This window comes from Cronbergia sp. UHCC 0137 (assembly GCF_034932285.1).
In the GTDB taxonomy this organism is placed as follows: Bacteria; Cyanobacteriota; Cyanobacteriia; order Cyanobacteriales; family Nostocaceae; genus Cronbergia.
This window is the reverse complement of record NZ_JAYGHC010000033.1, coordinates 47,980-62,415: the sequence shown is the minus strand read 5'-3', so window position 1 is coordinate 62,415 and position 14,436 is coordinate 47,980. Positions and strand designations below refer to the sequence as shown.

The window sequence follows — 14,436 nt, the reverse complement described above, 5'->3', positions numbered from 1 at the left end:
ATATAAATAAACTCTCTCATTACTATTATGAGGGGGTTTATTTTTATAATTAGGTACAGGGGAAACTACCAACAAGCATAAATTAATTGATAGAGTTTAAATTTTGTACTTTCGCAAAAGTATAGAAACATTTTATACTTTAATTTTATTGAGATTCTTTATTAGTTTTTCTCCTTGATGGATAAAATGACTGTTACGTTTGTAATGATAATATGATGAACCTCTAATTTTAGTAATCATAGTTTCTAAATAATTAGAAGCTGCTTGTGTTTCACCTTGTTGAGCAAGGGTTTTTGCTAATGTAATATATCCTTCTGGGTGACTCCAATTTTTAAGATGAATTTCCAAATGTGCTTTGGCTTGGTCTAATTCTTGGAGATTAAATAATGTTTGTCCATAAACTAAAGAAGCATCACCATATTTATAATCTGGTTCTATTTTTAATAAAGTTTGTAAATATTCTTTAGCGGGGACAAATTTTTTGTTTTTGATATCAATCAATGCTGCACCCCATAGTGCTTGAGGATGATTGGGTTCTTTCTCTAAAGCCTGTTGATATGCTACTTCTGCTTGATCAAATATGCCCATATCTGTAAGTAGATTACCTAAGATCACATACTGATGAGCTTTACCGATATTTTTGGCTTCCGCTTGTGCTAACCACAGTTCCCGTTTACGTGTCCACCGACTAAAATAGTTCGGTAGGGGGATATTGTTTCTGTATATCCATCGAGCAAGAAAGTAAATCAAAGCACCAGGAACATTAACAAAAAGTAAAATCCACAGCCATGTTTGTCTTTCTGGTTCGTTACGAACACAGTCATAAATCATTAATAACCAGAATCCAGTCATCAATAATCCTATTATTTCTAGCATTGATTCATTCCTCTAGCTAAGGCTTTTAGATGATATTAGGATATTATTGTGATTACTTCAATATTTTGATATTAAAGCCCAAATGTAACTATTTTATCAAGGGATATCGTCACATGAGTAATTTAGAGGGTGTTTGAAAAGTCTAAATTCATACTCGCCCTGGCGACTAGAAGTCGCGGCTATACAGACAAAACCCACCTATTCCTCCGGTTCCGTAAGGGATACGTGGGTTGTAAACCCTTTATTTGACCTTAGTCCGCGCAGGCAGACTTTGTTTGTGTAGTAGCGTACCCTACGGGAAGCAAGCTACGCGGCAGCGTGCCGGAGGCATCTTTGTAATCGCCGGAAACTTTTCAAACATCCTCTTAATTGTATTTTTATGCTAATTAAATTTATTCGTTTGTTTATTTATTGTCAATAATCATTGCTAATTGAGAAAAGCCCGATATAATTAGTTTTCATGATGATTATTTATATCGAACTCAGGTGTCTCCATTGAGTTACAGCCCATTGATGAAAGCGATCAGATTTCCTGAAATATGCAACTACTCCTTTCCCACTCCAAGAATACCGATTCAATAAACCACGTTCGCGTAGCGTCCCGTAGGGATAGACGCGAAGAACACGAAGGAAGAAGAGAAGAAAGATAAGTAATCTTAAACCGGGAAGGGAGTAAAACACCCGTATCGAGAATTATACGCTGATTCATTTTTGCCCATATTCTTCTAGATATTTCTTATTAAAGGAAAGATCGTCTACCCCACCTTCAATAACTCCTTCCCATTTCCTCAATAGATCACGAGGAGAATTGTTTGCAGTTGCTTTTTCAGAATCTTGATTAACTAAGTGATTACTTTCCTCCACTTCGTTATCTCTCAATTCAAATACAAGAAACTCAATAAAACGTAGAACTTGCTGCTGTTGATCTATCGGTAACTGCTGCATCGTAGTTACTACTTTTTCCAGAATTGTCATAACCTTAATTCTCTTGAAATTGTCTATTCACCTTAATTATCATGCAGAAACAGAAACTTCCGATTGATAGCAAATACCCGCTTCCTTGAATCTTTGTAAAGCTTCACCCAAGCGATCGCAATCGGCAATTAGACTAATTCGTACATAGCCTTCACCGGCAACACCGAAAGCGTTACCAGGGGTAAGAACCACGCCAGTTTGCTGTAATACCTGCAAAGCGAAATCTGTAGAACCCATCCCCACCGGGCATTTTACCCACAAATACATGGTTGCTTTGGTTTTGGGAATATCCCACCCCAACTTACCTAAACCGTCAATTAAAAAATCTCTGCGGGTGCGGTAGCGTTGCTGGACTTCTTCTAAATACACATCTGGTAATTGCAAAGCTGTTTCTGCTGCTGTTTGTAACGCCGCAAAAATGCCATAATCTAAGTTGGTTTTCAGCGTCCGCAAACCTTGAATTACATGACGATTTCCCACAACGAAACCAACACGCCACCCAGCCATATTGTAAGTTTTAGATAATGTGTGAAACTCCACACCAATGTCTTTCGCACCGGGAATTTCTAATAAGCTGGTGGGTTGATAACCATCAAAAGCTAATTCTGCATAACATAAATCATGTACTAACAGAATTTCATACTTACGGGCAAAGGCAACGATTTCTTCAAAAAATTCGCGGGGGGCTGTGGCGGCGGTAGGATTACTGGGATAATTGAAATAGAGGATTTTGGCAATTCTTGCCACTTCATCAGGAATTGCAGCTAAATCAATTAACCAATCATTTTCTGGTTTGAGAATTAAACTGTGAATTGTTCCCCCAGCAATTAGGGGACCCCGAAAATGGGCAGGGTAAGCGGGTGAAGGTACAAGGACAATATCACCAGGATTGATGTAAGCGATCGCTAAATGGGTTAATCCTTCCTTAGAACCGAGTAGGGGTAAAGCCTCACTATCAGGATCAAGCACCACACCATAACGGCGATTATACCAGTTAGTAATGGCACGGCGAAAACTAGCTGTTCCTTCAAATGGTGGATAGCCATGATTGGCCGGATTTTGCAAAGCTGCCATAGCCGCTTCTACTACTGGCTGTGGTGTTGGTCCATCAGGGTTTCCCATCCCCAAATCAATTAAATCCAGCCCCTGCTCCCGCGCTTTGGCTTTCAATTCATCAAGACGGGCAAATACATAAGGGGGCAATTGTTGTACACGTTCTGCGGGGGTAATCCAACTTAAATTCATTTTAAACCTCAAACGGGGAAGGGGTAGGGGGCAGAAATATTACGCGGCTTACTTAGGTCATTTGTGGGGACTAAATCTCATTCCGCAAAACCTTAAATGGCTGATTGTTACTTTCCCATAAGCGAATAGACAAGTAAATATGTGTCTTGCAAAAATAAGTTTCTTCATAGGCAAGTCTTAAACTGCGTTCGAGACAAGTTGATTCAACATCAGAAGCTTTAGCAGAGCCAATTGCCTTACGTAAACCAATAGATAATATTTCTACTAAATCGTGACCACAACAGACTTGCCAAGGATCGTCGTTACTACTTTGCTGGCTTATTAGCCGATGTTGTAAATTTTTGCTGTCTAAAGCAAAGGCTTGGGATTTATTCTTCACTTCTTGAATCAGTTTTATTTGATCAAGTTCTAGAGTTAGTTCATTAATAAAGCTACTAAACTTGATTCCGTTAAAAGTTAAATTTAATCCATCAAGTTGAGAAACCCAACGAAGATAACCAATTGGTGTTCCAACTTCAAGTAGTACAGTTCTAATATCTTGACCAAATCTAGTTATTTTTTCCTCTGAGCCAAACTCAGCGATTACTTTCTCAAGAGCGGGTGAATTAAGCAGCATAGTTTCAAGATCATGAGTATCAGTCCGAAAGAGATTAGGATTGCTGTATGGAGTAATTCCTAAATGGTCAAAATCTGCATCAACAATAGCAATAACTCCGTGAAATCCATTTTTATCTAAAATTTTTATAATTTCAATAACACAAAACTTACTTGATGGCTTTCTATTTGAATAACTAATTAGTTGACATTCTGAATTGTCAACTAGTCGCTCATATAAAGTTTTATCTGAACTACCCTCAACTAATAAGAAAACTCCAGAAAAGGTTTCGCGTCGTAGTTGAATTGCATTAGCCTCACGGTCAACTGAAAGATGCTCCCTCATTTTTCTGGTCCTTTCATTTCCACGGTCAAATCCCAGCGATCTTGAATGATGTCTGGAGAGTGAGTAGCCATCAACACATCTAAATCTGCAAGTTTTGTGATTTCTTGCAAGTCCTTCAAAAACTGAGCCTGCCATCCCACATGAAGCGATAGTTCAGGTTCATCAATTAAGACTAGAGAATTAGGTTGAACTTTAAAAAGTAATTCATATAGAAGAACTAATTCATGTTGTTCGCCAGATGACAAATCTGTCGGAGAAAGAGTATCTCTATTTGAGAAAGAGGGATGATAAAGGGTCTTGAAGACAAATCCTTTCTCCTTATTAAAATTCATTTCTTTATAGGAATAAGCAAATTTATTATTAACAATTCTCCTTAAAAGATCAATTTTATTTGCAATTTCACTAAAGACACCAAGTTTTTTTTCTACATCTTCAACATACACTGACAAAATATTTTTGGTACTTTCATCTATAAATTCCGGCTGAATTTGAAAGTCTGAATTTTCATCCTTATCTAATAAACCTACTTCTATCAACCGAGAACGAGTCTCTTCAAGTTCTTTTAATTGATGACTTAGTTGCGGCTCATCAGTCACTTCATGAGATGCTTGTTGTTGAACTACCCTTACAGGAAATGTCCTATCAAGAGATTGAGAGGTTGTACCATACTCAGCAAGCTTAGATTGAATGAGTTGTGCAATCTCCTCAGAGTAGGCAGAGACTGTTGGTAACATTGAAGGTGATCCAGAGTATATTCTTGCAGAACGACTAGGGATAAAATTTAATAATCGCTGAGATTCGATTAAGCGAACATGAATATCATTCTTCAACTTTTCTAGCCACTCAGGTTCTTCTCGCAATTTCATTTTCGAGGAGAGGATATCCTCAAAACGGTCAATAACATCGCTCAGAGCAAGAGTTTCACCAGTGGGAAGATATCGCCATGTTTTAGCCCCTATTCGGTGAAGCTCAGGTATTATATCATCTAAAATATCGACCGGAAAGTCAAGGTCTGGAGAACTCTTTGTCGCCTTTAAGGGAAAAGAAACTTTCTCCAATCCGAGTTGATAAAAATCAAAACTTATATTCTCTCTTTTCTTCCCTTTTTCCAAGGCTTCAGAATTCTTTGAGATTTCAACACTATTGCCATTATCTAAATCCACTCGAAATTTAGTAAACGGAATAGTCCGAAATACTGAATATCGAGAGTTGAAGAATCCATTGAGCATTTTCAGCATTGCTGTTTTTCCAAATCCATTCGGTCCATGAATGATTGTGATTCTCTCATCCATATTTAATGGTATTACGTGGTCAAAAATCCCAAATAAATCAGTGACTGATATTTGCCGAATTTGCATAATTTTTGAGTCCCCCAGCCATAGGTTTCCTAATTTTAATTGTAACCTCTACCCGCCCAAAAAGTGTAAACCCCCTCTTCTGTGTACATCTTGTCGTCTTAGCTAAGAAAAAAGCTGAGTCATAGCATAAAATCCTTCACCTCCATAGATAAATTACCCATTACCACTTTTAACTAATACTGGTGTGGTAGTAGAAATCATGGCTGCCATTAACTGTTCTAATGGGACTGAAAAGGGAAGACGGTGAATGTCAGAATTAGGATCTAAAGCAACTTCCGCAGCAATTTGTAACTCATTTAGGGTAATGTTGCCTAATCCTAAATCTTCTAATTTTTGGGGTAGTCCAATCTCTGCATAGAATTTTAATAATTGTTGCCTTGCTGCTGCTGCTAATTGATTACCTAAAATCATTTCTTCTAAACGCAACTGTACTAAAATGCCGTAGGCAACTTTTTCGCCGTGAATGCTGCTGTGTCCAGCAATGTGAGTTAACCCATTATGTACTGCATGGGCAGCTACAGTACGACATTGCGCCCCACCAAGTCCACCAATTACACCAGCTAAGAGTACGGTACAGTCTACCACTTCTTGCCAAACTTCGCTACCTGGTGTTTGTAAAGCTACAGCCGACTTTTGTAATAGGATATCTCGTAAAACCCGCGCTTGTTGGACGGCGGCAATAATTAGGGTTTGTTCTAAGTGTCCACTGCTAACTGAGGCTTCGTACCATTTAGCGATCGCATCCCCAATTCCCGCAATTAATGTCCTTTGTGGTGCTGTTTGAATCACATCATAATCCAAAATCAGCAAATCAGGACAGCGAGACAATGCCACATCATACAAAAACGCCCCCGCCTCTGAATATACATTAGAAAGGGCTGTCCAAGCTGCACAGGTAGAGGCTGAGGTGGGAATTGTCACCACTGGTAACTCTAGTTGATGGGCTACTAATTTGGCTGTATCCAATGCTTTACCGCCACCAATACCAATAATCACATCTGCTTTATGTTCTTTTACTGCCTTGCGTAAGTTTTTCAGACTGGCTTCACAGCAATCTGCACCGTAAGAGGTTATGGCAGTGTGTAACTCTTGATTTGATAAAATTGGTTTGAGACTCTCTTTGCTGATGGCGAGAGTGCGGTTTCCTGCCACAATTAGGGGACGGGTTCCCCAACGGCGAATTTCTGCTGCTGCTGATGACAACACACCTGCACCGCGAATTACTTTAGTTGGTGCAACTGTAAGGGTAAATACAGGACTAGGGGCTTGAGTAGAAGTTTGATTAGGCATCGTTACGAATTTGGCAAAATATTGATAATTTTTGCGTAAATTAAGACTTATGGATGTAAATACGAGTTTTCATGGTGACGCTAAAATGTCCATAACCTGATGATGCAGATGTACATTAGTCTTAGAACTCCAAATTATCAAAGTTTTGAGTTTAACGTATAGATTAATAACAATATCATTTTTTAGGTTAACAGTTAACAATTGGTTAATTTAAGTAAAAGATAAGGTGCGTTATAAAACGCACGCTATGAATAGAATATTTAACTTCTAACCCTTTTTAGCACTGGGTTCTGGAAGTTGGGCAAATTTGTCAAGGTATACTTCCACTGACATTTCCACATCTTGGCGACTGTTGAGCGATCGCTGTACCTGACCCAAATATAATGGTATGGTAAGTCCTGGTTCTGGGTGGATAATTGTCCGGGCGCGGATGGTTAATTGGTTGTTACCATTACTACCTAAGCGACCATAGGAATACAAGTTACTGGCAGCTTGGCGTAAGGTTGCTTCTAGTTCTGTCGGTGTAATTGTGGGAGAGGTAGCAATCACTGTTTGATTAGAAGCATTATCATAAACAAGGGTATACTTTACCGCGCCGGGAATTACAGTTCGACTGAGAGGAAACAGGGAAAGGGCAAATAACCCACTTGTTAATACCAGCATAAAGCCGGTTGTCCCTACCAATCGAAACCGAAAGCCCCATTTAAGAATAAATGCTAAAATTGTTATAGCAGCAAATACTAAGGTAGCAATTCCTGACCATTGGGAATATTGCAGAAAATCAGATGTTGTGAGCATAAAAGTTTGATTATAGACAAATCTATTTTACCGATTAATGTCGTTATTCATGATCTATGAGAGCCAGAATTGAAAATAATCTGTTATTTATTCACCAAGAGGATCTTCCAGAGTTCAAAAAAGGGGGATCTGTCGTCAGAAATTCTTATTTTTGGGCGCTACGTTCAATTGCTGGCCATGCTGGCCGTCATCGTGATTGGGAATATGAATCAGAGGTCTGGTTAGCTTTAACCCGGTTGTTGTTGTCCTTTGCTGAATCTGGATATTTAGGCTATCAAGAAACTGTGTTGGAATTTCCCCTTTCCCAAGGAGCAATTCCCGATGTGCTAAGAAATGCCTCAACTTGGGAATAAGACTAGCACCGCAGGATGGAAATTAAAGGTCAAAACTAATATAGCATAAGATTTTTAGAGTTTTAGACAACTACCCTGTGTAGAAATCCTATGATTAAAGAAGAGGCTATGACAGTAGCAAATTTTGCAGTAATAATAGATATGAGCGAAAAACTTAGATATAATTATAGCATCTATGAAACGTCGTGATTTCATCAACTGGGTGGGTTTAGGCTTGGTAGCTAGTTCTTTACCTATAGCGATCGCTGCCTGTAGTTCAGAAACAGACATATCTGCATCTGCTCGATCTCAGGAGTGGAAAAAAGTGGGAACTGTGGCAGATTTAGACAAGACTGGGCAGTTATTAGCAGAAAATTCTCCAGTGGGTGCGGTGTTAGTAGTTGGTACATCAAAAAATGCAGCTAGTTTAATCGCTGTTAACCCTACCTGTACTCATAAAGGCTGTACAGTGGCATGGCAAGCAAAAACCAATAACTTTATCTGTCCCTGTCATGATGCGGCCTTTGCTGCTGATGGTAAGGTGCAGAAAAAACCAGCGGAAAAATCACTGAGAACTTATCTAGCTAAAATTGAGGGTAATGATGTGTTAGTGAAGACAGCTTAATTATCTAACGGGGCGATCGCTATCTTTCAAAATCCATTAAGTTAATTTCTCCAGAGAATCTATGTTTCAAGTCACCTTGGGCTTCACAGGAGTAAATAAATATACCTTGGTTAAAGGCGCGATCGCACCGCCATCATCGGTTGATCTCCATCCACCACATCCCAGGAATTACAACGCCGATTGTCCTCTGTAAATATGGTTTTAGAGACTTCCAAATAAAAAAATATCCTGTCGTTATGAAGGCAGGGGGCAGGGGGCAGGGAGCAGGGGGAGGAATAGTCGTTTTGATTTGGAGAGCACCACATAAGCACTAATTACCTAACTCATGCAAACAGCCCTGTATTTCTAACATTATTACAAAATTACAAAATATTGTCTCTTTCCCCTGTTACCTGTTACCTGTTACCTGTTACCTGTTACCTGTTACCTGTTACCTGTTACCTGGTCATTTATCATAACAAGTACCGTAGAGCCAAATTAATTTAATCATGAGTAACATTCCCCAAATTGGACAACTAGCACCTAACTTTTCCACCCCAGATCAAAACGGCAACCTAGTTACTCTAGATGACTTCAAAGGCCAATGGATCATCCTTTATTTTTATCCCAAAGATGGTACTCCTGGCTGTACCACCGAGGCCAAAGACTTTACCGATTTGTACCCCCAATTTAGCACCCTCGAAGCAAAAATTTTAGGAGTAAGTCCAGATTCCGGCAAATCTCACGCCAAATTCATCGACAAACATCAGTTATCAATTATCTTATTAACAGATCCAGAATGTCAACTCATACAAGCTTATGGTGCTTGGCGCTTAAAGAAATTTATGGGTAGAGAATATATGGGCGTTGTTCGTTCCACGTTTCTAATTTCACCAGAGAGAATGATTACCTATACCTGGCCTAACGTCAAAACTAAAGGTCATGCTCAACAAGTTTTAACTAAATTACAGGAACAATTGTAGCAGACAGCAGATAACAGAAAAATAGAATAGTTATATATTTTGATTATGCAACTAAAAGCTCTTTTTAAAATGAGTATTGGGATAAAATACATTACCCTTTAAATGGATTAATATCCTAAAATTGGTAAGCGTTTATATTGCATATTCAGATAAAACGTTATAAATTGTTAACTTGTAGGGGAAGAAAATATTTTGTCATCTCAGTTCAATAAAGGTGATGGGTAAGATATGAGGAAGTAATTTTACTAATTACCAATCACCAGCCTCAAGTAGATAACTAAGTTAACTAGGGGTAAAGTCCCAGGAAGAAAGACAAAGAATAATTAATTTTTGGTTTTTTGTCAGCCTGCCCTTGCTGCCTTACTTAGTTATTCTTAATGATTACTAAAGCTGCGTTAAACAGTTTTAGAGATTATTACTATTTCTGAATAAACTTGCCATGACAATGATTGTCTTTGTTATGATCAGAATGGCAAAATTAAGAAAAAATAAAGCGCATCTACTAACCAAAATTCCCGATCTAAATGGAGTTATTCCGGCGATGCAACTCAATGAAGTAGACACAAGTAAAAATATAGAAGCAGAGGCCTGGCAGTGCCTAGAAAATTCAATCCTTTACTATCGGGGGCAGCCAGTTGGAACGGTAGCTGCTTACGATTCTTCTGTAGAGGCGCTAAACTATGACCAATGTTTTATTCGAGATTTTGTATCATCGGCTTTACTTTTTTTGATCAAAGGTAGACATGATATTGTTCGTAACTTCCTAGAAGAGACCTTAAAGTTACAGCCTAAAGAAAGGGCTTTAGATGCCTATAAACCAGGACGCGGTTTAATTCCAGCCAGCTTCAAAGTTATATCCGTTAACGGAGAAGAACATCTAGAAGCAGATTTTGGGGAACACGCGATCGCTAGAGTCACACCAGTTGATTCTTGTTTGTGGTGGCTGATATTATTACGTGCTTATGTAATTTCTACCAAAGATTTTTCTCTAGCCTATCAACCTGAATTTCAAACAGGTATTAGGTTAATTATGGAAATCTGCTTGGCTAATCGCTTTGATATGTATCCAACGCTATTAGTTCCCGATGGCGCTTGCATGATTGACCGACGCATGGGTATTTATGGTCATCCCCTAGAAATTCAAGTTCTATTTTTCGCTGCTTTACGTGTAGCACGAGAACTCCTAATTTGTCAAGGCAATCAAGATATTGTTGCTGCCATTGATAACCGCTTACCTCTCTTGTGTGGTCATATTCGCCAACATTATTGGATCGATATTAATCGTCTCAATGCAATTTATCGCTTCAAAAGTGAAGAATATGGTAAAGCAGCCGTAAATCTCTTTAACATTTATGCTGACTCTTTACCCTATTATGAATTAGATAAATGGCTAACCAAAAAAGGTGGTTATTTAGCAGGAAATGTTGGACCATCGCAATTAGATACTCGCTTCTTTTCATTAGGTAACTTGATGGCGGTAGTTTCTGGTTTATCTACCGAAGAACAATCCCAAGCAATTATGAGTCTGATCGAAGAAAAATGGGATGACTTGGTAGGAGATATGCCGATGAAAATTTCCTATCCCGCCATACAAGGCGAAGAATACAGAATTGTCACAGGGTGCGACCCCAAAAACATACCTTGGTCATATCATAATGCTGGTAGCTGGCCTGTGTTAATGTGGATGTTATCGGCAGCAGCATTAAAAACCCAAAAAACCCACTTAGCAAAAACAGCAGTTACAATTGCTGCAACGCGACTAGCAGAAGACGAATGGCCAGAATATTACGACGGTAAAAAGGGAAGACTAATTGGTAAACAAGCCAGAAAATATCAAACCTGGACAATTACTGGTTTCTTGTTAGCCAAAGAACTAACTGAAAACCCGTCTCATTTACCCTTAATTAGTTTTGATAAGTTAGCTCCTGAAATTGTTTCTAGAGCTTGTGAGTTTGAAGTTGGTAGTATAGATCCATCCATGTCTCTATAATCAGGAGAGTTGCTCAGAAGCCCGTAGAGGCGTGACCGGCAACGTCTCTACTACAATGTTTAATAGTAAATTCATTATAGCACTAAAGGGAGCTTTTCTGGCAATGGAGAAAGATCAATCATTCATAACTGATGATGTAGAAAAACAGGGGTGGACGCTATTAGAGAAATCCATTGCTTATTATCAAAATCGCCCAGTAGGAACATTAGCTATCTGTAGTAAATCCCCAAATGTATTAAATTTTGATTATTGTTTTGTTCGAGATTTTGTACCTTCAGCCTTACTTTTTTTGATCAAAGGTAGATATGATATTGTTCGTTACTTTTTAGAAGAAACTTTAAAATTACAACCGACAGAAAAACAATTTGATGCTTATACCCCTAGTAAAGGATTAATCCCAGCCAGTTTTAAAATTGTCTCAGACAACGGTGAAGAACATTTAGAGGCCGATTTTGGTGAACAGGCGATCGCTAGAGTTACACCAGTAGATTCATGTCTTTGGTGGGTAATTATACTACACGCTTATGTAAAAGCCACAAAAGATATCAATTTCGCCTTGCAACCGCAGTTTCAGCAAGGGATATCATTAATCATGGAATTGTGCTTGGCTACTCGGTTTGATATGTATCCAACCCTGTTAGTTCCTGATGGCGCTTGTATGATTTACCGTCGTCTGGGTATTTATGGTTATCCTATAGAAATTCAAACTCTATTTTATGCTGCTTTACGTGCTGCTCGTAAATTGTTGATTTGTGCAGGTGATGAAGAAATTGTCATAGGGATTGATAACCGCTTACCCTTATTAAGAAATCATATTCGTGAACATTACTGGATAGATATTAATCGTCTGAATAAAATTCATCGCTTCAAAGTGGAAGAATATGGAGAAACAGCAGTTAATCAATTTAATATTTATGCAGATTCCGTTCCCTATTCTGATTTATCAAGTTGGCTACCATTCAACGGTGGTTATTTAGCAGGTAATGTTGGACCATCTCAATTAGATACTCGTTTCTTTTCTTTGGGGAATTTAATGGCAATTATTACTTCCCTAACCACCGAAAAACAATCCCAAGCTATTATGAATTTGATTGAGGAACAATGGGAAGATTTAGTAGGACAAATGCCCATGAAAATCTGTTTTCCAGCCTTAGAAAAGGAAGAATACAGAATTTTTACTGGTGCTGACCCCAAGAATTTACCATGGTCAAATCATAATGGTGGTAATTGGCCAGTATTAATCTGGTTTTTAACTGCGGCGGCTCAAAAAACTGGTAGATCTGATATTGGTAAACGCGCTATTGAACTCGCCCAAGCCCGTCTCAGTGAAGATGAATGGCCAGAATATTATGATGGAACTAGGGGAATATTAATTGGTAAAGGCGCGAGGCGATATCAAACTTGGACAATCAGTGGTTTTTTATTAGCTAAAGAACTAATGCGAAATCCTGAACATTTAGAATTAATTAGTTTTGGAGAATATGACTCAGATAATACTTCTCTAGTTTGTGATTTGTAAGGCCAACTACTAATTACCTAAATTTAATTACAAAACATCCCGCTATTCTGTAATTGTATTTGCCACAATAATACTACGGAAAATTTTCTGCAAACTTTATTTGACTTCTAAACTCATTTCGATGTGGGATAAAATATTCTCTCACCGTCCGCGTTCCTGTTCTCTGCTGTAATTCCATGAATAACCCCCGACAATTAGCTTTTATCGCCTTACGAGATGTGCATCAAGGGGCTTATACTGATGTGGCGATAGATCGTGTGTTACAAAAGGTGAATTTAGCCGATCGCGATCGCCGTTTACTCACAGAATTAGTTTATGGTAGTACCAGAAGACAACGCACCCTTGATACCCTCATTGATCAACTGGCCACCAAAGCATCCCACCAACAACCAAAAGACCTCCGCACCATCCTCCATCTAGGTTTCTACCAACTGCGTTATCAAGAACGGATTCCCCCCTCGGCCGCTGTTAATACCACCGTTGAATTAGCTAAAAATAACGGTTTCTCAGGACTCACAGGTTTTGTTAATGGTTTATTGCGTCAATATATCCGACTGGCTGAAAAATCACTAGAACCTTTAAAATTACCAGAAAAACCAGAGGAACGTTTGGGGATTTTACATAGTTTCCCCGATTGGATTACCCAAGTTTGGTTAGAACAATTGGGAATCACAGAAACAGAAAAACTCTGTCAGTGGATGAATCAAACCCCGACAATTGATTTACGGGTAAATATTCTCCGTAGTTCTGTAGAAGAAGTAGAATCAGCCTTTACCTCGGCTGGGGTCTTAGTCAAACGCATTCCTCAACTACCCCAAGGGTTAAGATTAATTAGTAGCACTGGACCAATTCAACAACTACCCGGTTTTAATCAAGGTTGGTGGACTATCCAAGATAGTAGCGCCCAATTAGTTGGTCATTTACTTGACCCCCAACCAGGTGAAGTGATAATTGATGTTTGTGCAGCACCAGGGGGAAAAACCACCCATATTGCCGAATTAATGGGGGATACAGGCAAAATTTGGGCGTGCGATCGCACTCCTTCCCGACTGCGAAAACTACAAACAAATGCCCAACGTCTACATCTACAATCTATTGATATCTGCACAGGCGACAGTCGCAACCTACCCCAATTTTATCACACTGCCGACCGTCTACTATTAGATGCGCCATGCTCCGGGCTGGGAACTCTACACCGTCATGCTGATGCCCGTTGGCGACAAACACCGGAATCTGTGCAAGAACTTTCCCAATTACAAACAGAACTCATATCACATACAGCTAATTTTGTCAAGAATAATGGTATATTAGTTTATGCAACCTGTACATTACATCCAGCAGAAAACGAACAGGTAATTGCCAAATTTTTAGCAACCCATCCAAATTGGCAACAGGAACAAGGAACAGCAAACAAAGTTTGGCCTCATCAACAGGATATGGATGGTTTTTTCATGGTGCGGTTAAGAAAAACCAATGATTCCGAGTGAATACTGGCTGTGAATGTAGGATTTGGTAGAGAGCCAGAA

At 38.9% G+C, this 14,436-nt stretch carries 13 protein-coding genes; 6 read left to right on the top strand and 7 right to left on the bottom strand.

Annotated features, from left to right (window positions below; genetic code table 11):
• Nucleotides 1-132 precede the first annotated feature (132 nt).
• The 7 genes from VB711_RS17315 to VB711_RS17285 form a co-directional block, all read right to left on the bottom strand.
• Entirely contained in the window at nt 133-876 is a 744-nt protein-coding gene (locus VB711_RS17315) for a tetratricopeptide repeat protein (protein ID WP_323287432.1), read from the bottom strand.
• A gap of 705 nt (nt 877-1,581) precedes the next feature.
• Entirely contained in the window at nt 1,582-1,851 is a 270-nt protein-coding gene (locus tag VB711_RS17310) for a hypothetical protein (protein ID WP_323287431.1), read from the bottom strand.
• A 39-nt stretch (nt 1,852-1,890) separates the two neighbouring features.
• Nucleotides 1,891-3,096 (bottom strand): aspartate aminotransferase, encoded by a 1,206-nt coding sequence (locus tag VB711_RS17305; protein WP_323287430.1) that lies wholly within the window; start codon nt 3,094-3,096, stop codon nt 1,891-1,893.
• Between the two features lie 70 nt (nt 3,097-3,166).
• A complete protein-coding gene (locus VB711_RS17300; protein ID WP_323287429.1) occupies nt 3,167-4,036 on the bottom strand; it encodes a DUF4435 domain-containing protein in 870 nt (289 codons plus the stop codon).
• Entirely contained in the window at nt 4,033-5,394 is a 1,362-nt protein-coding gene (locus VB711_RS17295; protein ID WP_323287428.1) for an AAA family ATPase, read from the bottom strand. The genes VB711_RS17300 and VB711_RS17295 overlap by 4 nt, the downstream gene beginning before the upstream one ends.
• A 153-nt stretch (nt 5,395-5,547) precedes the next feature.
• Nucleotides 5,548-6,684: an iron-containing alcohol dehydrogenase family protein gene (locus tag VB711_RS17290; protein ID WP_323287427.1), complete on the bottom strand. Its 1,137-nt coding sequence runs from the start codon at nt 6,682-6,684 to the stop codon at nt 5,548-5,550.
• A 267-nt stretch (nt 6,685-6,951) separates the two neighbouring features.
• The gene (locus tag VB711_RS17285; RefSeq protein WP_323287426.1) at nt 6,952-7,482 is read right to left on the bottom strand and encodes a Ycf51 family protein; all 531 of its coding nucleotides are present in this window, start codon (nt 7,480-7,482) and stop codon (nt 6,952-6,954) included.
• A 56-nt stretch (nt 7,483-7,538) separates the two neighbouring features.
• Between VB711_RS17285 and VB711_RS17280 the strand changes: the two genes are divergently transcribed.
• From VB711_RS17280 to VB711_RS17255, 6 genes are all read left to right on the top strand, one after another.
• Nucleotides 7,539-7,835: a hypothetical protein gene (locus VB711_RS17280; protein ID WP_323287425.1), complete on the top strand. Its 297-nt coding sequence runs from the start codon at nt 7,539-7,541 to the stop codon at nt 7,833-7,835.
• A 175-nt stretch (nt 7,836-8,010) separates the two neighbouring features.
• Complete coding sequence (locus VB711_RS17275) at nt 8,011-8,439, top strand: ubiquinol-cytochrome c reductase iron-sulfur subunit (protein WP_323287424.1); 429 nt, start codon at nt 8,011-8,013, stop codon at nt 8,437-8,439.
• Between the two features lie 488 nt (nt 8,440-8,927).
• A complete protein-coding gene (gene bcp, locus VB711_RS17270; RefSeq protein WP_323287423.1) occupies nt 8,928-9,401 on the top strand; it encodes a thioredoxin-dependent thiol peroxidase in 474 nt (157 codons plus the stop codon).
• A gap of 541 nt (nt 9,402-9,942) precedes the next feature.
• Entirely contained in the window at nt 9,943-11,391 is a 1,449-nt protein-coding gene (locus VB711_RS17265) for a glycoside hydrolase 100 family protein (protein ID WP_323287436.1), read from the top strand.
• 103 nt (nt 11,392-11,494) lie between these two features.
• Entirely contained in the window at nt 11,495-12,910 is a 1,416-nt protein-coding gene (locus tag VB711_RS17260; protein WP_323287421.1) for a glycoside hydrolase 100 family protein, read from the top strand.
• A 176-nt stretch (nt 12,911-13,086) separates the two neighbouring features.
• Nucleotides 13,087-14,397, top strand: a complete 1,311-nt coding sequence (locus VB711_RS17255; RefSeq protein ID WP_323287420.1) for a 16S rRNA (cytosine(967)-C(5))-methyltransferase — start codon at nt 13,087-13,089, stop codon at nt 14,395-14,397.
• Nucleotides 14,398-14,436: the final 39 nt, after the last annotated feature.